Raw genomic sequence first — 19,235 nt, 5'->3', positions numbered from 1 at the left:
TCTCCGGTAGAGTATGCCCCGATTCTACACTGCCCGGTCTGCGGTGGAATGACAGAGCCTTCAAAAACACCACCGGGGATGGCGCCAATGGGCTCCGGCGGCCTGGCTCGTATTCCTGGAAGTTTCTGTGTAGCCTTGAACAGGCCCTAATAAACACGGAACACGATCGTGACCCTTTCAACCCTCACCTGGCTGTTCGTTGCCTGTTTTGCCGTCTGGTACTGGTGGCGGGCCAAGGCCATCAAGGACCAGGTTCTCGCCACTACGAAGGACTATTGCCGCCGCATGGACGTGCTGCTCCTTGACGATGCCGTCTACCTGCGAGGCCTCTGGTTCAAGCGGGACCGCCAGGGCCGGCTGCGGGTGTGGCGCCGGTTCCTGTTCGACTTCACCACCACTGGCGAGGAACGCTATCTCGGACGGGTCATCATGCTGGGCCCCAGGGTTGAACACATCGAGCTTGACCCTCACCGCCTGCCCGAGGCGTGAAACCGGCTCCTGGTCCGGCGACGTATACTACTGCGGGTCCTGAGCGGGAACCGGGTTTGCATTTATGTTCCTCCGGGCCAGACTGATCTTGATCGTCCCTGACACACTCGATGAGAGAGCGGTGTATGAGCGAAGAGATGGAAAACGCGGGCGCCCAGACCGGGGCGGAACTGTTTGTGAAGGCCCTCGAAAACGAGGGGGTACGCTACATTTTTGCGGTTCCCGGGGAGGAAAATCTCGACCTGCTGGAGGCACTGCGGGAATCGTCCATCGAGCTGGTTGTCAATCGCCACGAACAGGCTGCGGGCTTCATGGCCGCCACCTATGGCCGGCTGACCGGCCGGGTGGGCGTCTGCCTGTCCACCCTGGGTCCCGGGGCCACCAATCTTGTTACCGCCGCCGCTTACGCGCAGCTCGGTGCCATGCCGATGATGATGATCTCCGGACAGAAGCCCATCAAGTCTTCCAAGCAGGGGCTGTTCCAGATCCTGGATGTGGTGGACCTGATGCGCCCACTCACCAAGTACACCAGGCAGATCACCAACGCCAACACCATTCCCGCGAAACTCCGGGAAGCCTTCCGGCTGGCGGCGGAGGAGCGCCCTGGCGCGGTTCACCTTGAGCTGCCGGAGGACATCGCCGCCGAATTGTCGGCGCCGGACACCCATATATTCAGTCCCGGAGATGCCCGTCGTCCCACTGCCAGCATCAAGAGTCTGGAAATGGCCGCCGACATGATCCGGGAAGCAAAGCACCCGCTGATCATGATCGGCGCCGGCGCCAACCGCAAGCGCGTCTCCCAGGCCCTCATCCACCTGGTGAATTCCACCGACATTCCCTTTTTCACCACCCAGATGGGCAAGGGCGTGGTGGACGAGCGCCATTCCCGCTACCTTGGCTGCGCGGCACTTTCAGCGGGCGACTTTCTCCATTGTGCGATCGATCATGCCGACCTGGTGATCAATGTGGGTCACGACGTGGTGGAGAAGCCCCCCTTCTTCATGGAACCGGGGGGCAAGCAGGTGATTCATGTCAATTTCAGTGGCGCCGACGTGGACCCGGTCTATTTCCCCCAGCATGAGGTGGTGGGCGATATCGCCAACAGTATCGAATGGCTGGCCAATCACTGTGGCCATTGCACCGATCACGACTTCGCCGAGTTCCTGCGGGTAAAGGAGGCCCTTGAAGCACACCTGGAGGACAGCTGCGAGGACAGCCGCTTCCCGGTCATACCCCAGCGCATTGTCCGGGATGTGCGCCGGATCATGCCGGACGACGGCATCATCGCCCTGGACAACGGCATGTACAAGCTGTGGTTCGCCCGCAACTACAAGGCCTACGACAACAACACCGTACTCCTGGACAACGCCCTGGCATCCATGGGCGCCGGCCTGCCCAGCGCGATGATGGCTGCCATGCTGTACCCCCACCTGAATGTCATGGCGATCTGTGGCGATGGCGGTTTCATGATGAACAGCCAGGAACTGGAAACCGCTGTCCGCCTGAAGCTGAATCTGGTGATCCTGATCATCAACGACAATGCCTATGGCATGATCAAGTGGAAACAGGCTCAGGAGGGGTTCCCCAGTTTCGGTCTCGACTACGGCAATCCGGACTTCGTGACCTACGCCCAGGCTTATGGCGCCACGGGCCACCACATACCCGAAGCCGCGGAGCTTCAGCCAACCCTGAAGAAAGCCATGAAAGAGGGAGGCGTGCACCTGGTGAACGTGCCGGTGGACTACAGCGAGAATGACCGGGTCTTCAACCGGGAGCTGTCGGAGCTGACCCGGGACCTGAAGGCCAACTGTTAGGAAATGCCCGGACTTTCGGCAATCCCCTACCGGCTTTTATCCCGCTCCAGGGGCTGACTTGCCTATACTGCGCCTGAAAGCCACCCCTCACGCGAAAAGACAGGATCATGGATATCCAGAACGACCACCGTTATGCGATCAACCTGAACGTTCGGGGCATTCAGCCCTCAGCAACTCTCCGTATCAATGAGCTGAGCAACCAGCTGCGGGCGGAGGGACGCGATATCATCAAGCTGGGCCTGGGGCAGTCGCCATTTCCGGTGCCCGAGCGGGTGGTGCAGGCACTCCGGGACCATTCCCACGAAAAGGACTACCTGCCGGTCAAGGGGCTCAAGGGTCTGAGGGAAGCGATTGCGGGCTACATCAACCGGTCCGAGCGCATGCGCTGCAGCTGGGAAGACGTTCTTATCGGCCCCGGCTCCAAGGAACTGCTGTTCATTCTCCAGCTGGCCTATTATGGGGACCTGCTTATCCCACGGCCCAGCTGGGTGTCATACGCTCCCCAGGCACGGATCATCGGCCGCTCGGTTTACTGGCTGCCGACCCACGCGGAGAACAACTGGCAGCTGACCGCCGATGAACTGGACATTATTTGCCGGGACGACCCGGGCCGTCCCCGCATTCTGATCCTCAACTACCCGTCCAACCCCACGGGCTGTACCTATTCCGAGGATCAGCTGCTGGCCATCGCCAATGTCGCCCGCAAGTACCGGATTATCCTGCTGTCGGACGAGATCTACGGAGAAGTCCAGTTTGATGGCAGGCATAAGTCCATCGCCCGGTATTATCCGGAAGGAACCATCATCAGTACCGGCATGAGCAAGTGGCTGGGGGCGGGCGGCTGGCGCCTGGGCTGTTTTATCTTCCCCCCCGAGCTGCGCCCGCTGCAGGACGCCATGGCCATTATCGCCAGCGAGACCTTCACCTCCACCAGCGCGCCCATCCAGCACGCCGGCATCGCCGCCTTTACCGGGGGGGAGGATATTGATGAGTACCTGCACCATTCGCGGCGGGTATTGAAGGTGATCGGTGAGTATACCCATCGCCGGCTGACGGACATGAATGTGGACGTCCGCAAGCCCGAGGGCGCCTTCTACCTGTTTCCGGATTTCTCCGGCTACCGGGACGACCTGGCGAGGCATGACATCAAGACCAGCGCGGCCTTTTGCACGGCCCTGCTGGAAGACACCGGCATCGCCATCCTGCCAGGAAGCGATTTCGGTTTCGTGCCCGACCAGATGAGTGCCCGCCTGGCGTTTGTGGATTTCGATGGCAGCGCAGCGCTTCAACTGGCCTCAGGGGCTTTCGCCGACGCGGAGCTGGGAGACGAGTTTGTCCACCAGGCCAGTCCGAAACTGGTCACCGCCATGGACCGGCTGGAAGCCTGGCTGAAAGGGCTCTGAGCTTTTCGGAGACCGGCAAGCAATAAAAAAAACCGGAGCGGCTCGCTGAATCAGCGGTCGGTCCGGTTTTTCTTTGCGCTGCCGCCTGCCATCAGATGATGGTATCAGCCTCAATGCCGAAATAGGCCGGGCTGGTGCGGACCTGCCTGGACTGGTCCTTCTTCCTGTCGCCCTCTTTCCTCTCGGCCTTGTCCTCTTTCTTTTCATTCTCTGACTTTGCCGCCTGCTGCTCCATCCTGTTGCGCTGCTGGTCCAGCATTTCCTCGGCAATGTACTGCTGGGCGCCGGCATTGGCCGCAGCCGCCAGGCCAACGGTTGCGATAGCGAAGCCGGCGACGACTTTCTTCAGGTCTGCATTGATTCTAAACATAGTAAACTCCCGAATGTCCGTAAAATGGAACCTCTGGGATCACCCGCCCTTCGTGGCTGGCGATCTCGATAGGGCTATTATTCGGGAGTTGATGGACAGGGAAAAATTGTCAAACCGTATTCCTGACATCATCTGAGGTGATGAATCCAGCTTGCCATAAGGCTGTTAAAGGGGGTCACCCATTTCAGCGATCAGATCCTGCCATCGCTCGCGGATCAGGAATCCCACCAGGGATCGCATCCAGATCAGGCCCGGATCACGGTCATGGCGGGCATGCCAGATCAGGTATACGCTGATGGGGTCGACGTGGAAGGGCAACCGCGTCAATGCCAGCCCTTCCCGGAACCTGGCCTCCTGGACCATGCCGTCGGGCACGGCGGTAATCATGTCCGAACCCTTAAGCAAGGCGGGTATCGCGGGGAAGTGGTTGACGGTTACGGCAACCCGGCGACTCAGCCCCATCCCGTCCAGAGCCGCATCCACTGGACCGTGGCTGTCGCCGGACAGCGAAATCAGCAGGTGCCGGGCGTCCAGAAACTGTTCGAGGGTTACCGGACGGCCAGCCAGGGGATGATCCTCGCGCATGGCGAGGACGTAGCCACTATCCAGCAGCCAGGTGCTGCGAAGACTATGATCGTGCTCGGACAGCATCCCTATCGCCAGATCCACATGTGCCTCCCTTAACTGCAGATGCGCACCCTCCACCGTGTAGGGAACCGCATGCAGGTCCACACCTGGAGCATCCCTCTCAAGTTTGCTGACCAGCGGGGGCCACAGAAGATCAAGAATCAGGTCGGACAGGGCGATACGGAATTTTCGCCGCGATGTCGCCGGGTCAAAGGCGGAAGTGCTGGTGGCCCGGGACAGTTCATGCATCGGGCCGCGTACCTGATCCCAGAGACTCAGAGCAAAAGAAGTCGGTTCAATACGGCGCCCCTTCTTCACGAAGACCGGATCGCTCCAGGCATGACGCATGCGTGACACCGCGTTGGACACCGCGGGCTGTGTCATCGACAGGCGCTCAGCCGCCCGGGTGATGGAACCCTCTGTCATGATGGCGTCGAAAATATACAGCAGTGTCAGTTCCTGATTTTTCAATACCACCTCTTCCCTTTCCGGACCATAATTAGTCAGCTTGCTAAATCGTCGGAACCGACGAAGGCGTTGCGGTCGGCCCATATTAGGCTGTCCCGTGGGCAGTCGCCACTCCACCAACGCCACACGATAAAAAACCGGAAATGCCATGTCGCAAGTGGAGCTGATGTTTGAGCGCTATGGGCCAAAATACAAATGGCTCGTGACCCTTACCATGCTGACCGGCCTGGTGGCGCTGGGCATGTCCATTACCATCGTCAATGTGGCCACACCCTATATCAAGGGCTCCCTCGGCCTCAGTGACGTGGAGGTGCAGTGGATTTCCACCGGCTTCCTGGCGGCTACCACCGTGGCCCTGCTGATCTCACCCTGGTTGGTGGAGGCATTCGGCCAGCGGTTCACTTTTATCGGGTTGCTGGTCACCTTCATCGTCGCCTCCTTCGTTGGCGGCTTTGCCACCAGCATGGCCGCCATTGTTACGGCGAGGGTTGTGCAGGGGGCCATGACCGGCCTGATCCGGCCCCTGGCTATGGAAGCCATGTTTTCCGTTTTTCCCGCCAATGAGCGGGGGATGGCCACCGCAATCTATGGCATGAGCCTTGGTCTCCCCCTGACCCTCGCCACCGTCGTCGGGGGCTGGCTGGTTGAAACCTTTACCTGGCGTTATGTGTTCTTCATTACGCCTCCTGCCTGCCTGATCGCCATGGCCATGGGCTACCTCTTCCTTCCTGACCGGGTAGACAGCGGTCCCCGACCGCGGTTCGACTGGATAGGCGCAACCAGCCTCTTCGCCTGTATCTTCGCTCTGCTGACAGCGGTTTCCAATGGCCAGCGCTGGGGATGGGACAGCGGCGGAGTTCATGGCCTGATTGCACTTTCCCTCGCTCTCGGGGCGGGCTTCATCTGGTGGGAAAACCATGTCAACCGGCCGCTGCTGGACCTGAGCATATTCCGGCACCGGGCGTTTCTCCTGGGTTGCCTGTCCATTTTCCTGTTTGGCGGTTCCTTCTACGCGATAATGTACCTGCTGCCACTGTTTTCCCAGTCCATCCTCCACTACAGACCAGTGACGGCAGGCATGCTGTTCCTGCCTTCCACTCTCATCCTCGCCGTGCTGGTTCCGGTTATCGGCAAGATGAGTGATCGCTACCCACCCCATTACATGACCCTTCCAGGACTGGGCTTTGCCATTTTTGCCGTCTTCCTGTTTGCCCAGGCGGACGCCTATACCTCCTTCTTTTATCTTGCCCTCGCGCTGACGCTGATGAGTGCCGGAATGGCCTCGTTTCCACCGCCCACGTTCTCCCGGGCCATCGGTTCGCTGCCCGCACCCCTGATGGGCTACGGCTCGGGGGTCATCAATTTTGTGTTACAAATGGGCGGCGCATTCGGTACCGCAGCGCTTGTTCTGCTGATAGACCGCCGGATCAGCTGGCATGGCGACCACCTCAGCGAAGGGATCCACCCTGGCAATGACGCAGCCATCGCAGGTCTCGAGCAGTGGCGGGGGGCACTGGATCAGGTGGGCGTCCCCACCGCCTGGCAACAGGGTGCAGCGCTTCAGAAGCTGAGTGAGACAGAAATGTTCTGGGCTTCCATCCGGGCCTACCAGGATGGATTCTGGGTCATACTGCTGGCCCTGACCTTCGTGATCCTGCCCTCCTGGCTGTTGAGCCGGCGGGCCAGACCGAACTCTACCCATCAACCTGACCCTGGATAACACCGATGACTGATAAAAGCGCTGCCCACAAGCCGCGCCAGCGAATGCCGCTCCGGGCAGGCCAGGCGACCCGCGTCCTGGTGATCCTGGCACTGTTGATTGCGGGGGCGGTCTGGCTCGGCCAATGGTTCTGGTACCGCCAGACCCACGTGGTGGAAGACAATGCCACCATCACCACCGACCTTGTTACAGTATCCAGCCGGCTGCCGGGGCAGGTACAGACACTTGAAATCAGGGAAGGCGACGAGCTGACACCAGGGCAACCGATCGCCCTGCTTTACAGCCGACCGGAGGCATTGGAACTGGCCAGCCACCACGCCCGGGTCGCACGGAGTGAGGCCCAGCTGGAATTCGAGGGACGCCAGATCCAGTTGGCCGAAAAACAGCTGACGGGGGGGATTGCCAATGCCCGCCGCCAACTCGAAACCGACCAGGCTGCCCTCAAGGTGGCGGAGGCGGAACGGGAGGACGCCGAACAGAGCTGGCAGCGCTCCGAACGCCTGTTCAGGAGCGGCACCCTGTCGGCCCAGCAAAGGGACCGGGACTACTACAATCTGCTATCCGCCCGCGCGAGGGAAGAGCAGGCGCGCCAACAAATTGACCTGCGCCGGACTGAACTGGCCAATGCCTACCAAGGGCTGCTCTCCGGGGCTCCCATGACGCTGCCTACACCGGACCTGTTGCGGGCGAGGATGAGCATTACCCGCCAGAACTTACGGGAGGCACGGACCGAACTGAAGCAACAGCAGGCCGTTCTGGAGGACATGACCATTCGGAGCCCCTCCTCCGGAATAGTGACTCGAACCTTCGTCGAGCCAGGGGAGTACCTCGCCGCCGGGCAGCCCATCCTGATGATGCATGATCCGGCCAACCTGTGGGTCGAAGCCAAAGTGAAGGAAACAGCGATACGCAAGCTGGCGCCCGGGCAGCCGGTGGCAATAGGCGTCGACGCCTATCCGGACCGGACCTTCAAAGGGAGGGTGATGGTGATCGGGCGAGCAGCCACCAGCCAGTTTGCGCTTATCCCCAGCAGCAACCCTTCGGGCAACTTCACCAAGATTACCCAGCGGATTCCGGTTCGCATCAGCATTGATGAAGGCGACCTCACCCTCCTGAGCCCGGGCATGATGGTGGTGATCGCCATCAACACGACGCAGGACGATTGATTCAGCCACGACTTCCTGTAAAGGTGATCCCATATCACCAAACTTCAGGGAGGCCACCGTGTCCGAGATTGCCGATTTTGCCGAACACATCGCCCGGGAGGCCGGCGAACTTATTCGACGGGAGCGGGAACAGAACACCCTGCGCACGGACTACAAGCAGCAGACCGAACTGGTCACCCACGCCGACATCATGGCCGATGAGTTTATCACCAAGGCCATCCGCAAGGCCTACCCGGAGCATCGGATTCTGTCCGAAGAGTCCATGCCGGACCTGTCCCAGGCAGAAGAGGCGGACACCCCCCTCTGGGTCGTCGATCCCATTGATGGCACCGTGAACTACGCCTACGGCCACCCCCAGGTGGCGGTCTCCATCGCCTGGGCGGAAAAAGGTCGGGTCAGGGTGGGCATTGTGCATGCGCCCTTCTCCGGAGAAACCTTCCGGGCTGAAAAGGGATATGGAGCCACTCTCAACGGCCGCCCTATAAAACACAGCGGCGCCACCGATCTGCGCCAGTCCCTGTTCGCCACCGGGTTTCCCTACACCAAGGACGACCTGGCCCCCCTGCTCCGTCGACTGGAGGTGATGATCCACCACTGTCGCGACCTGCGCCGTATCGGTTCCGCTGCCCTGGATATCTGCTGGGTGGCCTGTGGTCGTCTCGATGCCTACTACGAGACCGTCAGTCCCTGGGATTTCGCCGCCGCCAAGTTGATAGCCCGGGAAGCAGGGGCGAAGGCCGGACACTTCAGTGCGGTGCCGGAAGGGTACCCGGAGGATTTATGGGGAAAGGACAACCTGATAGCCGCTCCCGAAATCTACGAGAAGATTCGGGGCTTGCTGGCCGGGGCCTGACTGTTGGCATCAGGCAGCCCGTGACCTGTCCCTCGACTGGAACCGACTTCAGGGGATTTACGGAATGATCTGGCACTCCTCACCCGTGGTGAAGTTTATTCCATCACCGGAGAAGGCGGGGATAAGTACGGCGTTGGTTGTCCTGGCAGCACTGTGCTGGGGATTGGCGGGCGGCATCGGCGCGGTTCTCATTGCCGACGGCTGGGATCCCTTTGTGGTGGCATTATACCGGGGCGCGATCGGACTGCTCTTTGTACTGCTCTGGCTGGGCTTGAGGTGGCGGAACAGCGGCCTGGCAAATCGCCGGTTATGGTTCTGGTCAGCTGTTGCCGGTATTGGCGTGGCCGGCAACTTCTCTTTCTATTTCCTGAGCATTGCCGAGGGCAGTGTCGCGGTTGCCGCTACCCTGATGTACTGCGCACCGGTCTTCGTCTATCTCGTGTCGTTCGCTCTCAGACTCGAAAGTGCCTCCCCCCTCAAGTGGGCAGCAATTTTCATGGTGATGGTCGGGATCGTGTTGCTGACCCGCGTGTACGACATTGGCACCAGCGCCGTCACGCCAATCGGCATTGGCGCCGGCCTGCTTGCCGGGTTGTCCTACGCCCTGTTCATTTTCGGCTTCAAGTACGCCGCGCCTCACGGCAGCCCCCAGGCGATTCTCGCGGTGGCGTTCGCGGTCTTCGTCTGCATCCTTGTCTGGCTCGGCGATCCGCAGCAGACCTTCTCGGTTCTGAGTACACCGGCATGGCCCCTGTTCGCGGTGCTGGGAGTGCTTGGCGCCGGGCTGTCCTTCATTTTCTACATCGTCGGCCTGAACCATACAGCACCCGCGGTGGCCTCTGTTGTGGCAATGGTGGAGCCGGTTACCGCTTCGCTTTTCGGCGTCGTGGTCCTGCATGAGGGCCTGGGTGGTCTACAGATCGTTGGTATGGGCCTGATCCTGGTCACAGTGACCGCGTTGAGCGTTTATTCCAGTGGCCGTCGAGCCTCCGCCGGAGGCGCCTGAAAGCAGACCCCGCCACCAGGCGAGTCGTCAGCCACGGGAGGATGCCTGGGCAGGCACTGACATCGCCGCCCCTGAACGGCGATATGCTCGTTAATGTGATGTGAATCAACGACCTGTCCGAGGATAACGCCGCAGAAACCGATAAGGGGGAGGTATTCGCCAGATCGACTCTATGGCCACGGAGTTGAAAAAGGTAATTGCAAAATACCGGATTGGGTGAAGCAGACAGCCTCGACCGGGGCCCGACTGCTCCGGGGCCCTAACCCTCGACCCGGTTACGGCCTGCCCCCTTTGCACGATAAAGTGCCCGGTCGGCCGCCTCCAGAAGGGTTTCGCTGGTTACTCCTGCGGAATCCTCAATCTCGTCGCTGCCCGCGACGCCGATGCTCACGGTCACTGGCACGGGTGTTCGCCCGAAGGTCAATATCAAGGCTTCCACCGCTTCACGAATGCGCTTTGCAACAGTCATTGCTCCCGCTGACGGCGTGTCCCGCAGGATGATGGCAAACTCTTCCCCTCCGTAACGGCAAACCACATCGCTGTCCCTGGACACACTGCTGAGCACAACCGCGATGCGCTGGATGACCGTGTCACCAAAGGGATGTCCGTAGGTGTCGTTGATCGGCTTGAAGTGATCGATGTCCACCATGGCTACGGCCACAGGACGCCCCTTGCGCTCAAGTACTGACATTTCGACAGTCAGTCGATCATTGAAATAGCCACGGTTCCAGAGGCCCGTCATGGCATCAATCTGAGCCTTCGTGGTGAGAAGATCGTGATAGCGCTTGGTCCGCAGGGCGGACCTCACCCTCGCCTTCAGTTCGATGGCGTCAAATGGTTTGGTGACGTAGTCCACCGCCCCCAGCTCAAAGGCCTGAACCTTGGTCTGCACGTCGATGGTTCCGGTCAAGAATATCACTGGGATGAGGGAAAGATCGTATTCGGCTTTTAACTGGCGACAGAGTGTCATGCCATCGGTGTTTGGCATGTCCAGATCCAGGAGAATCAGGTCGGGCTGTTCAGCCCGTGCAAGCTGGAATCCCTCGGCGGCGTCGTAGGCATGGAGGAGATTCACCCGCTCGGACCGCAGACGGGCGCCCACCAACTGATGGATGTCCAGCGAGTCGTCAACAATCAGAACCGACTGGTGCACCAAATCACTCACGGCTCCTGCCCTCAGCTGTTGGTCCATGGCGTACGCGTTCACAGATGCTCTCAAGGCGGGCCACCGCCTCTTTCGTTTCGTCTGTAAGGCGATCTTCCCGCGCGAACGTCTCTACGGCAGCCGCCTGCTCGCTCACTGGCATGAAACCATAACCGCCGGCGGCGCCTTTTAGCTGATGAGCCAAGCGCTTGAGTTTCTCAAGCTCCCGTTCGTCCGCAGCCAGGCGTAGGTCCGCCACTTGTTGGGGAAGACGCTCGACAAAGCCCGAGATAAGTTCATCCATGTCCGGGTCATCGGCATAACTACTATAAAGGGCCTCTCCAACAGGCTGAGGATGGTCTCCGGTTCCCGGCCCGTCCGGCAGCGGTGAGTCTGTCAGTTCCGGACCGCTCACAGTTGGCTCTGAAAGCCCCCCCCGGACCCGGCTCAGATGTGAAGCCACTGCTGCGATCAGCACCGTGCGAGCTATCGGCTTGGTAAGATAGTCATCACAGCCGGCCCGGATACATCGTTCTCTCTCGCCGGTCATTGCATGGGCGGTCAGGGCGACGATGGGCCCCGTGTAACCCCTGCTGCGCAGCTTGGCGGTAGCCCCGTAGCCATCCAGCTTCGGCATCTGCATGTCCATCAAAATCAGGTCATAGGGCACACTACTTTCCAAAGCCCTCATTCCCTCGTTCACGGCGATTTCGCCGTTCTCGGCAATCTCCACTTCCAGGCCCTGGCGTTGCAGGATGGTTGAAATCAGCAGCTGATTGTCCAACCCATCCTCCGCCAGAAGCACTCGCCCGGCCAGCATGTGCTCAGGCATGGCCGGCGCTTCCAGCTGAAGCTCTTCGGAAGCCAGGCCGTGCTCGGAAACCATCTCTGTGGTTTCATCAATCGGGTGAAAGAGTACAAAGGTAAAGGTACTGCCCTCGCCTGGTCTGCTGTCTGCCCGAATCTCACCACCAAGTGCCTCTGCAAGCGACCGGGAGATGGCCAGGCCGAGGCCAGTACCACCGTACTCTCTAGTGGTGGAACGGCTCGCCTGCTGGAACGGCTGGAACAGCTGCTCAAGATCCTCGTCACTCAGGCCGATACCTGTGTCACTGACTGCCAGTTCGACCCGGGACTCTTCGGTACCCTGGCCGACGCAGCGGGCAGTAAGCTTGACCCGCCCCTGACGGGTGAACTTGATGGCGTTACTGAGAAGATTGAGGAGCACCTGGCGCACTCGCATGGCGTCACTGCGGATGTGCACCGGAATGGGTGTTTCGTATTCAACTTCGAATAGAAGGCCCTTCTCGTGGGCCCGGACCTGCATGATGGAAGCGGTTTCGTGCACCAGTTGGTGGAGGGAACAGCTGAGGCTTTCAACATGCATCTTGCTGGCCTGGATCTTCGATATATCCAGAACGTCGTTAATAAGCGCAAGCAGATGTTCGCCGTTTCGCCTGACCGCCTGGATGTAATTGAGCCTTTCACTCTCGCCCAGCTGCCCATCCATAAGCAGGTCCGCAAAACCAAGCACGGCGGTCAGCGGCGTGCGGATTTCATGGCTCATGTTGGCCAAAAATTCACTCTTTGCCTGGGAGGCGACCTCCGCCGCCTTGCGGGCACGTTGCTGTTCCTGTTCGACGATCCAGGACTCAGTGACGTCATGGAACACCACGACACCGCCCATCTGATCACCTTCGGCATCGAAAAGCGGCCTGGCGGTTGCGTGTATATAAACGTCCGCGTCCCGCCCAGGCGTACGGACAATCAACTCCTCCCCGTCCACGGGCTCTCCCTGGATCGCCCTGCTGAGCGGTAGCCGTTCGGTGGGACAAGGCGTCTGACCATCAAGATAGAAAAAACCGTACTCCGCGCTCCAGTTATCGGAGTCTCCCTCTCCAGGCGCCCTGCCAAGAAGTTTCTGGGCCGCGGGATTGAAAACAAGAGGCTGGCCGTCCATGTCGGCCACCACCACCCCCTCAACCACGGATTCCAGCACCGTCCGGAACATTGACTGGTCCCTGAGGGCCTCAAACACATCCTTGGTGGATTCACGGCCGGGAAACAACGCCCGCATTTTCGATTCCAGCTCCTGAAGGTCGGCGTCCAGCCCCTCGACGGTACCATCGGCCTGTTTCTCCTGCCCTCCCGGCCCCGAACCCAGCCAGCGCTGAATACGACGTTGCATTTCCGCAATTCGCGCATCGGATCTCATACTTCCGCCCCCTAACTCACTGTCTCTTCGAAAGCCGGAACTTCACGGTCTGACGCTTCATTCAGACAGCCTGCCTGCAACCCTCCTTACCTTCAATACTCATTGGTACCTAGCGATCTTCCTTCTGTTTCCTGGCGCGGCCCTCTCCGATGGTTTCCCGCGCCTGCTCCTGGTCTTCTGCGTCAGCCTCCGGATTCTCATGTTCGCCAGACCGGCTGGGCCGGTAACAGAACTTCACCAGAATTGGAAAATGATCAGATCCGAAAGGTTTCAGCCTATACATGTGCTTTAAGGTGAAATGTTCACTGCTGAAGAGGTGGTCCAGGGGCCACCTGAGGAACCAGTAATCCGCGTGAAAACTGCTGAACATACCGCGCCCCCGTCTGGGGTCCAGCATGCCGCTGACCCGGCAGAACAGGCGGGTGGTGCGGGACCAGGCAACATCATTCAGGTCACCCATAACGATGCAGGGGTCCTGCCGCTTGGTGATACGTTTGCCAACCAACAGGAGTTCGGCATCCCGCCAGAGCGATTCCTCACTCTCACCGGGCGCCGGCGGCCGCGGATGGAGCGCATAAAGCCTGACCGTGTCACCGCTTCGCAAACGCAGCCACGTATGGATTGACGGGATGTCGTCCTGCACCAGCCATTTCACTTCGGTATCGACCAGGGGCAGGCGGGAATAAAGATGCATGCCGTAGAGGTTATCCTGAGGAATTCGCACGGCATGGGGCCACTCGGCAGCAAGGGCCGGATCCAGCTGATCCTGCCACCACTGGTCACTCTCTAGAGTCAGAACCAGATCCGGCTGCCAGCGTTCAATCTGCTCCAGCAGTCCACTGGCATTACGGTTTGAGGTGAGCACGTTGGCCACCAGAACGGTAAAGCAGTAATCTTCGTTGCCAGTCTGGGCCGTCTGCACCTGCCTGGGCCAAACAGGGGTATAGGGCAGGATACGCCAGCCTTGCCAGAGCAGGACAGCCAGCCCCATAATCTGTATCGAAACTTGCCAGGGCTGGCTGGTGAATGCGCTCAGCCCAAGCACCAGTGCCGCTGCGACAGCAAACTGAACCCGCGGAAAATCGCATGCCCGTGCCCACCACTCAAACAGAGGCAGTCTTGCCAGGATGGTGACGGCGACCAGGGCAGCCGCGATGACTGTCAGTAGGATATCGAACACGCTGTCTTCCCTTTCCTGAAGGCCCGGCATCCCAGGCCCGGATCCAACTGTACGCCCGGCAGAGACCGCGCCGCACTTACTCGGGCGGTGGCTGCCAGTAACGAGCATAGCCAATCGAGCGGCCGAACTCCGCGCTTCTCCCCGAGCGCTGAGGGCGGCATATCCAGACCACCACCGTACCAGATACAAGCAACCGAAAAATTAAGGATGGATCATGACTGACTACAGGACCAGCTTTGTCACAGTAGACGACAAGGCCGAGTGGCGCACCCTGTTCGATGGCTATGCCCGCTTCTATGATGTGCCAATGGATGACGCAACGGCGGACAGAGTGTGGGACTGGCTACTCGACCCGAATCACGTCCTTGAGGCTCTGGTCGCTCGAGATGGCGCCGGAAAGGCTATTGGCCTGGCGCATGTGCGGGCCTGTCCCAGAACTCTGGGGGGCTGCGAGATGGGATTTCTGGACGACCTGTTCGTTGCTCCCGAAGCCCGTGGCAGCGGAGCGGCGGATGCCCTGTTTGAAAGCTTGCGTGCCCTGGCCGCCGAGCGTGGCTGGCCAGCCATACGGTGGATAACCCAGTACTTCAATGAACGCGGGCGCGGTTTCTATGACCGCTATACCTCAGGACCGAGCGACTTCATCATGTACCAGTGGAAACCGGATCAGGATCTCGGGTAGTGGCACCGGGTGCCGGACAGGGGAACCTGCCCGGGCCCGGGATACCCACCCCCTCAGGTGGACTGCCGCCGCTTGACCAGATCCCTGCCCAGGCTCCCCGCCACATACAGAACCACCACCGGGATAAGGCCGAACAGGATGGCTGACTGCAGCTGTGAAAGATAACCGGCAGATAGGGACATGGCGATCATGTACCAGACATAGCTGACGTAGAGCAACAGGAAAAGGCCTCCTTCCAGGCGGTCCAGTGAGGCCCCCGAGAAAAACAGGGGCAGACACAATACCGCCACTCCCAGCATCACCGGAATATCCAGCGCCACCATCTGCGATCCGGCCAGCAGGGGTTCGGGAGAAATCATCGCAGAGAGCCCCAGCACACAGAGAATGTTGAAGATATTGCTGCCGACCACGTTGCCGATGGCAATGTCCCGCTGACCCTTGATGGTGGCGATCACCGACGTCATCACCTCGGGCAGCGACGTGCCTGCCGCCACGATAGTAAGGCCGATGACGGCTTCGCTGATGCCCATGGACGATGCAATCGTCACGGCACTGGTTACCAGCATGCGGGCACCCGCCACCAGCAACGCCAGTCCCACGACAACCAGAAGGATGTTGCGCCAGGTCGGGACTTTGACCTGAATCAGTTCGCTGACCTCATTCGCCGACATTTCGTTATTCTGGCGCCGGCCCTGGACAAACAGGAAACCCGTGTAGGCAATCAGCGCGACAAGCAGCAGGGCCGCTTCCAGCCGCCCGATCTGTCCGTCCCAGACCATCACCACGGCCGCCACCGAGACGAGAATCATGATGGGTACGTCCTGGCGAATCAGCTGCTTCGAGACCACCAGCGGTGAAATCACCGCGGCGAGACCAAGGATAAAGAGAACGTTGAAGGTATTACTCCCAACCACGTTGGCGATCGCCAACTCCGCCTGCCCGGCATAAGCCGATCTGACACTCACAGCCAGCTCGGGCGCACTGGTGCCGAAGGCCACCACGGTCAAACCGATCACAAGCGGGGGCAGGCGCTTGAGCATTATCAAGTTCGGGTATGGCAAACAGAAGGCCTGTCTCGGTATCTGCTGAACCGGCAGCGGGGAAGGGTGACCGGCAAGCACTCAATGGTGCCCGTCATCGTCGCCCGTCTACGACAGGACCGCGGACTTTTCCCGCTGGTCCAGCTTTGCCAGGAAGTCGAGGATGGCGTCATTGAAGACGTCGTTCTGATCGCCGGACACCATATGCCCCGCCCCGCTGACATCGACGGCCCGTGAGCCGGGAATCAGCTCCAGGAAGTCCTTGACGCCTTCCTCGCTCACGACGTCGCTCATCTTGCCCCGCACCAGCAACGTTGGTGCCTGAATCCGCCTCGCGGCGTCACGCAATCGGTCCACATTGCGGACGGAGTTCGGTGTCCGCTCACCCACCATCAGAGCCGGATCCCAATGCCAGTAGAGTCGGCCATCCTCCCCCTGACGCAGGTTCTTCCGCAGCCCTTCGGAGTTGCCGGCCCGCTTGCGCTGCGGCATATAGGCGCTCACCGCGTCCACCACCTCTTCCATGGAATCAAAGCCATTCAGGTGGGCCAGCATGAAATCGCGGATCCGCTGGATACCCTCGACTTCCATCTTGGGGACGATATCCACCAGCACCAGGCCACGGATGTGGTCCGCTTCACGGGCAGCGGCGGCAATCATCGAACTGATGCCACCAAGGGAGGCGCCAATCAGTACCGGCGGCTGCGTCAGGTTTTCCAGAATCTGGTGCACATCCTCAACGAAACGGTCGAGGGTATAGTCACTGTCCGGGCACCACTCGCTTTCACCATGGCCGCGCATATCCACATTCACCGCGTAGTAGCCGTTATTGCCGAGCACCCTGGCCAGAGCGCCCCAGGAATGGCGGGTCTGGCCACCGCCATGAAGCATCACCACCGGCTGGTGGGAGGGATCGCCCGCCACATCCGCCGCCAGACGGATGCCATTGGTGCCTGTGAGGTACTGACGTTCCATAGATACTCCCCGGATTAAACATGCGCTTTGTTCTGCTTGATACCGCCCGAACGAAATGCACCGAGCGCGTGCCATTTAAAAACAGATCATGCCCTAAAAGGGTTGATAAATACCAGATAGTTCAGCAACTAATTGTCGTAGGAATTCGGTCAGGAGTGTCCATGGGATGGTCAACCTCGCGGGAAAAATACAGGGACTATTCCTGTCGCAGCAATCAGCCTGCGACCCAGAGGTCCCGCACCAGCATCTGCCACTGCGCCTCGATCTCCGCCGACGGCAGACGGCTGAAGCCGGAGCGGGTGAAGCGCTGGATACGTCCTTCGATGAACGTCATGACCCAGTCGGCGCCGCGGATGACGCTGGGATGGGGACGAAGGCCCTGGCGGATCTCGCCTTCTTTCAGGATCTGACGGATCTCGGTTTCCAGTCGCTCGAAGAACTGGGAGGCGCGTTTTCTCAAGGCTTCATTCTCACCCACCAGGGCCTCGCCGGTGAGTACCCGGCAAAGGCCGGGGTTACGCTCGCCGAAGATCAGTACCAGCCGGGTGAGCTGTTGCAGGCGGACGCGCACATCCTGCTCTTCCTGGAGGATCACCTGGCAGCGGGAGAACACCGTGTCTTCGGCGAACTCGATCAACGCCTCGAACATTTTCCGTTTGCTGGGAAAGTGCCGGTACAGGGCTGCCTCGGTGACGCCCACGGCCTTCGCCAGGCCGGCGGTGGTAATACGGGCACCGGGGTCGTTCTCCAGCATTTCAGCGAGGGCCTGGAGGATGGATTCCTTGCGGCTGGGCTTCGAATCGGTCATGGCAGTACTACAGCGCTATGAGATGGTTTTTTAGTTTAGCCACGGACGGCACGGACTGACCCGAACAAAGACGGGATGTCTTGTCTCAATAAACCGACACCCGACCTGACAGCTCCGGGCCCAGTCGTTTTACCTGTTGCATCCGTGCTTGTCCGTGTCGTCCGTGGCAAAAAGAGTTTTTATGCTGTTTTCAGAAAAAGATGCCATCGATAGGCGAGGACGCACTGGCGTACGCCTTCTTCGGCATACGGCCCGACAGGTAGGCCTCGCGGCCGGACTCGATGGCCAGCTTCATGGCCCTGGCCATGCGGATCGGATCCTGGGCCTGGGCGATGGCGGTATTCATAAGCACGCCGTCACACCCCAGCTCCATGGCAATGGTGGCATCCGATGCGGTGCCGACGCCTGCATCCACCAGCACAGGCACAGACGCATTCTCAACGATCAACCGGATGTTGTACCGGTTCTGGATCCCCAGGCCAGAGCCGATCGGCGCGCCCAGGGGCATGATGGCAATGCAGCCCATTTCCTCCAGCCGCTTGCACAGCAGCGGATCGTCGGAGCAATAGACCATGACCTGAAACCCGTCCCTGATAAGTTCTTCCGCGGCCACCAGGGTTTCGGTCATATTGGGATACAGAGTCTTTTCCTCCCCCAGCACTTCCAGCTTCACCAGGTTGTGGCCGTTCAGCAGTTCACGGGCCAGCTTGCAGGTGCGCACAGCATCCCTGGCGTTATAACACCCGGCAGTGTTGGGAAGAATGGTGAAACTGTCCGGGGAGATTACATCCAGCAGGTTGGGCTCATCCGGGTTCTGTCCCAGATTCGTTCGCCTTACGGCCACGGTGACGATCTCCGCACCGCTGGCCTCGATGGCGTGGCCGGTTTCCATCATGTCACGGTACTTGCCCGTACCTACCAGCAGCCGGGACTTGTAAACCCGTCCGGCAATTTCAAGGGGCTTGTCTTCAGGGAGCTGGATCTGGCTCTGGTCTGTCATTGGAGTCCTTGGAGTCTACGGAAAAGGTTCGGGAACAAACGTACGGGATGGCGGCCGGCGGGGATCAGCCGCCGCCGATGGCATGGACGATTTCCACCCGGTCATTCTCACTGAGCCGGAACTCGCTGTGCTGGCTGCGGGGTACGATGTCTTCGTTCACTTCCACAGCCAGGCGCTTGCCGGTCAGACCCAGACTCTCGATCAGCGTCTGCAGGCTGGATTTGTCCGGAATATCGCGGGGTTCGCCATTGATAAAGACGTTCATTATTGCCTCG

The 19,235-nt window shown here is 60.1% G+C and carries 18 protein-coding genes; 8 read left to right on the top strand and 10 right to left on the bottom strand.

Translation table 11 applies throughout. The features are described from left to right. The first annotated feature begins 168 nt into the window (after nucleotides 1–168). From BM346_RS16240 to BM346_RS16230, 3 genes are all read left to right on the top strand, one after another. Entirely contained in the window at nucleotides 169–489 is a 321-nt protein-coding gene (locus tag BM346_RS16240) for a DUF3301 domain-containing protein (RefSeq protein WP_092015653.1), read from the top strand. Nucleotides 490–614: 125 nt separating this feature from the next. Further along, nucleotides 615–2,303 (top strand): acetolactate synthase large subunit, encoded by a 1,689-nt coding sequence (locus tag BM346_RS16235; RefSeq protein WP_227662785.1) that lies wholly within the window; start codon nucleotides 615–617, stop codon nucleotides 2,301–2,303. A 107-nt stretch (nucleotides 2,304–2,410) separates the two neighbouring features. Continuing rightward, nucleotides 2,411–3,706, top strand: a complete 1,296-nt coding sequence (locus BM346_RS16230; RefSeq protein ID WP_092015650.1) for a pyridoxal phosphate-dependent aminotransferase — start codon at nucleotides 2,411–2,413, stop codon at nucleotides 3,704–3,706. A gap of 91 nt (nucleotides 3,707–3,797) precedes the next feature. Here BM346_RS16230 and BM346_RS16225 read toward each other — a convergent pair whose 3' ends face one another. Together BM346_RS16225 and BM346_RS16220 are read right to left on the bottom strand one after the other, a co-directional pair. Continuing rightward, on the bottom strand, nucleotides 3,798–4,076 hold the full coding sequence (locus tag BM346_RS16225; RefSeq protein ID WP_092015647.1) for a hypothetical protein: 279 nt from the start codon (nucleotides 4,074–4,076) through the stop codon (nucleotides 3,798–3,800). A gap of 165 nt (nucleotides 4,077–4,241) precedes the next feature. Beyond that, nucleotides 4,242–5,174 carry a LysR family transcriptional regulator gene (locus BM346_RS16220; protein ID WP_092016052.1) on the bottom strand — a complete coding sequence of 311 codons (933 nt, stop codon included), beginning with the start codon at nucleotides 5,172–5,174 and terminating at the stop codon, nucleotides 4,242–4,244. Nucleotides 5,175–5,319: 145 nt separating this feature from the next. On the opposite strand from BM346_RS16220, the gene BM346_RS16215 reads away from it, so the two are divergent. The 4 genes from BM346_RS16215 (at nucleotide 5,320) to BM346_RS16200 (ending at nucleotide 9,916) form a co-directional block, all read left to right on the top strand. Further along, entirely contained in the window at nucleotides 5,320–6,891 is a 1,572-nt protein-coding gene (locus BM346_RS16215) for a DHA2 family efflux MFS transporter permease subunit (RefSeq protein ID WP_092015644.1), read from the top strand. A gap of 5 nt (nucleotides 6,892–6,896) precedes the next feature. Further along, entirely contained in the window at nucleotides 6,897–8,057 is a 1,161-nt protein-coding gene (locus BM346_RS16210; RefSeq protein WP_227662786.1) for an HlyD family secretion protein, read from the top strand. A gap of 58 nt (nucleotides 8,058–8,115) precedes the next feature. Further along, the gene (locus tag BM346_RS16205; protein WP_227662787.1) at nucleotides 8,116–8,910 is read left to right on the top strand and encodes an inositol monophosphatase family protein; all 795 of its coding nucleotides are present in this window, start codon (nucleotides 8,116–8,118) and stop codon (nucleotides 8,908–8,910) included. A 64-nt stretch (nucleotides 8,911–8,974) separates the two neighbouring features. Continuing rightward, nucleotides 8,975–9,916 carry an EamA family transporter gene (locus tag BM346_RS16200; protein ID WP_092015638.1) on the top strand — a complete coding sequence of 314 codons (942 nt, stop codon included), beginning with the start codon at nucleotides 8,975–8,977 and terminating at the stop codon, nucleotides 9,914–9,916. 259 nt (nucleotides 9,917–10,175) lie between these two features. Here BM346_RS16200 and BM346_RS16195 read toward each other — a convergent pair whose 3' ends face one another. The 3 genes from BM346_RS16195 to BM346_RS16185 all read right to left on the bottom strand — a co-directional run bounded on the left by BM346_RS16195 (nucleotide 10,176) and on the right by BM346_RS16185 (nucleotide 14,455). Next, nucleotides 10,176–11,081 (bottom strand): diguanylate cyclase, encoded by a 906-nt coding sequence (locus BM346_RS16195; protein ID WP_167812582.1) that lies wholly within the window; start codon nucleotides 11,079–11,081, stop codon nucleotides 10,176–10,178. Next, on the bottom strand, nucleotides 11,074–13,275 hold the full coding sequence (locus tag BM346_RS16190; protein ID WP_092015632.1) for an ATP-binding protein: 2,202 nt from the start codon (nucleotides 13,273–13,275) through the stop codon (nucleotides 11,074–11,076). Before BM346_RS16190 ends, BM346_RS16195 begins: the two co-directional genes overlap by 8 nt. Before the next feature lie 109 nt (nucleotides 13,276–13,384). Then, nucleotides 13,385–14,455, bottom strand: a complete 1,071-nt coding sequence (locus BM346_RS16185; protein ID WP_092016048.1) for an endonuclease/exonuclease/phosphatase family protein — start codon at nucleotides 14,453–14,455, stop codon at nucleotides 13,385–13,387. Nucleotides 14,456–14,669: 214 nt separating this feature from the next. Here BM346_RS16185 and BM346_RS16180 point away from each other — a divergent pair, with 214 nt between their 5' ends. Then, entirely contained in the window at nucleotides 14,670–15,137 is a 468-nt protein-coding gene (locus BM346_RS16180; protein ID WP_092015629.1) for a GNAT family N-acetyltransferase, read from the top strand. Nucleotides 15,138–15,190: 53 nt separating this feature from the next. On the opposite strand, the gene BM346_RS16175 is transcribed toward BM346_RS16180, so the two are convergent. From BM346_RS16175 to thiS, 5 genes are all read right to left on the bottom strand, one after another. After that, nucleotides 15,191–16,177 carry a calcium/sodium antiporter gene (locus BM346_RS16175; protein ID WP_092015626.1) on the bottom strand — a complete coding sequence of 329 codons (987 nt, stop codon included), beginning with the start codon at nucleotides 16,175–16,177 and terminating at the stop codon, nucleotides 15,191–15,193. Between the two features lie 108 nt (nucleotides 16,178–16,285). Continuing rightward, a complete protein-coding gene (locus tag BM346_RS16170) occupies nucleotides 16,286–17,152 on the bottom strand; it encodes an alpha/beta fold hydrolase (RefSeq protein ID WP_092015623.1) in 867 nt (288 codons plus the stop codon). A gap of 214 nt (nucleotides 17,153–17,366) precedes the next feature. Then, nucleotides 17,367–17,960, bottom strand: a complete 594-nt coding sequence (slmA, locus tag BM346_RS16165) for a nucleoid occlusion factor SlmA (RefSeq protein WP_092015620.1) — start codon at nucleotides 17,958–17,960, stop codon at nucleotides 17,367–17,369. 190 nt (nucleotides 17,961–18,150) lie between these two features. Further along, complete coding sequence (locus BM346_RS16160; protein WP_092015617.1) at nucleotides 18,151–18,960, bottom strand: thiazole synthase; 810 nt, start codon at nucleotides 18,958–18,960, stop codon at nucleotides 18,151–18,153. A gap of 64 nt (nucleotides 18,961–19,024) precedes the next feature. Continuing rightward, complete coding sequence (gene thiS / locus BM346_RS16155; RefSeq protein WP_092015614.1) at nucleotides 19,025–19,225, bottom strand: sulfur carrier protein ThiS; 201 nt, start codon at nucleotides 19,223–19,225, stop codon at nucleotides 19,025–19,027. Nucleotides 19,226–19,235 lie beyond the last annotated feature (10 nt).

The sequence above is a fragment of the Marinobacter daqiaonensis genome, assembly GCF_900115285.1.
Classification (GTDB): domain Bacteria; phylum Pseudomonadota; class Gammaproteobacteria; order Pseudomonadales; family Oleiphilaceae; genus Marinobacter; species Marinobacter daqiaonensis.
This window is presented reverse-complemented; position numbering and strand designations above follow the sequence as displayed.

What these genes read in the sequence shown, in the direction of transcription:
- BM346_RS16210 (WP_227662786.1), top strand. Translation starts at nt 6,897, where the DNA reads ATGACTGATAAAAGCGCTGCCCACAAGCCGCGCCAGCGAATGCCGCTC.
- BM346_RS16180 (WP_092015629.1), top strand. Translation starts at nt 14,670, where the DNA reads ATGACTGACTACAGGACCAGCTTTGTCACAGTAGACGACAAGGCCGAG.
- BM346_RS16160 (WP_092015617.1), bottom strand. Translation starts at nt 18,960, where the DNA reads ATGACAGACCAGAGCCAGATCCAGCTCCCTGAAGACAAGCCCCTTGAA.
- BM346_RS16170 (WP_092015623.1), bottom strand. Translation starts at nt 17,152, where the DNA reads ATGGAACGTCAGTACCTCACAGGCACCAATGGCATCCGTCTGGCGGCG.
- BM346_RS16235 (WP_227662785.1), top strand. Translation starts at nt 615, where the DNA reads ATGAGCGAAGAGATGGAAAACGCGGGCGCCCAGACCGGGGCGGAACTG.
- BM346_RS16175 (WP_092015626.1), bottom strand. Translation starts at nt 16,177, where the DNA reads ATGCTCAAGCGCCTGCCCCCGCTTGTGATCGGTTTGACCGTGGTGGCC.
- thiS (WP_092015614.1), bottom strand. Translation starts at nt 19,225, where the DNA reads ATGAACGTCTTTATCAATGGCGAACCCCGCGATATTCCGGACAAATCC.
- slmA (WP_092015620.1), bottom strand. Translation starts at nt 17,960, where the DNA reads ATGACCGATTCGAAGCCCAGCCGCAAGGAATCCATCCTCCAGGCCCTC.
- BM346_RS16190 (WP_092015632.1), bottom strand. Translation starts at nt 13,275, where the DNA reads ATGAGATCCGATGCGCGAATTGCGGAAATGCAACGTCGTATTCAGCGC.
- BM346_RS16230 (WP_092015650.1), top strand. Translation starts at nt 2,411, where the DNA reads ATGGATATCCAGAACGACCACCGTTATGCGATCAACCTGAACGTTCGG.
- BM346_RS16200 (WP_092015638.1), top strand. Translation starts at nt 8,975, where the DNA reads ATGATCTGGCACTCCTCACCCGTGGTGAAGTTTATTCCATCACCGGAG.
- BM346_RS16225 (WP_092015647.1), bottom strand. Translation starts at nt 4,076, where the DNA reads ATGTTTAGAATCAATGCAGACCTGAAGAAAGTCGTCGCCGGCTTCGCT.
- BM346_RS16215 (WP_092015644.1), top strand. Translation starts at nt 5,320, where the DNA reads ATGTCGCAAGTGGAGCTGATGTTTGAGCGCTATGGGCCAAAATACAAA.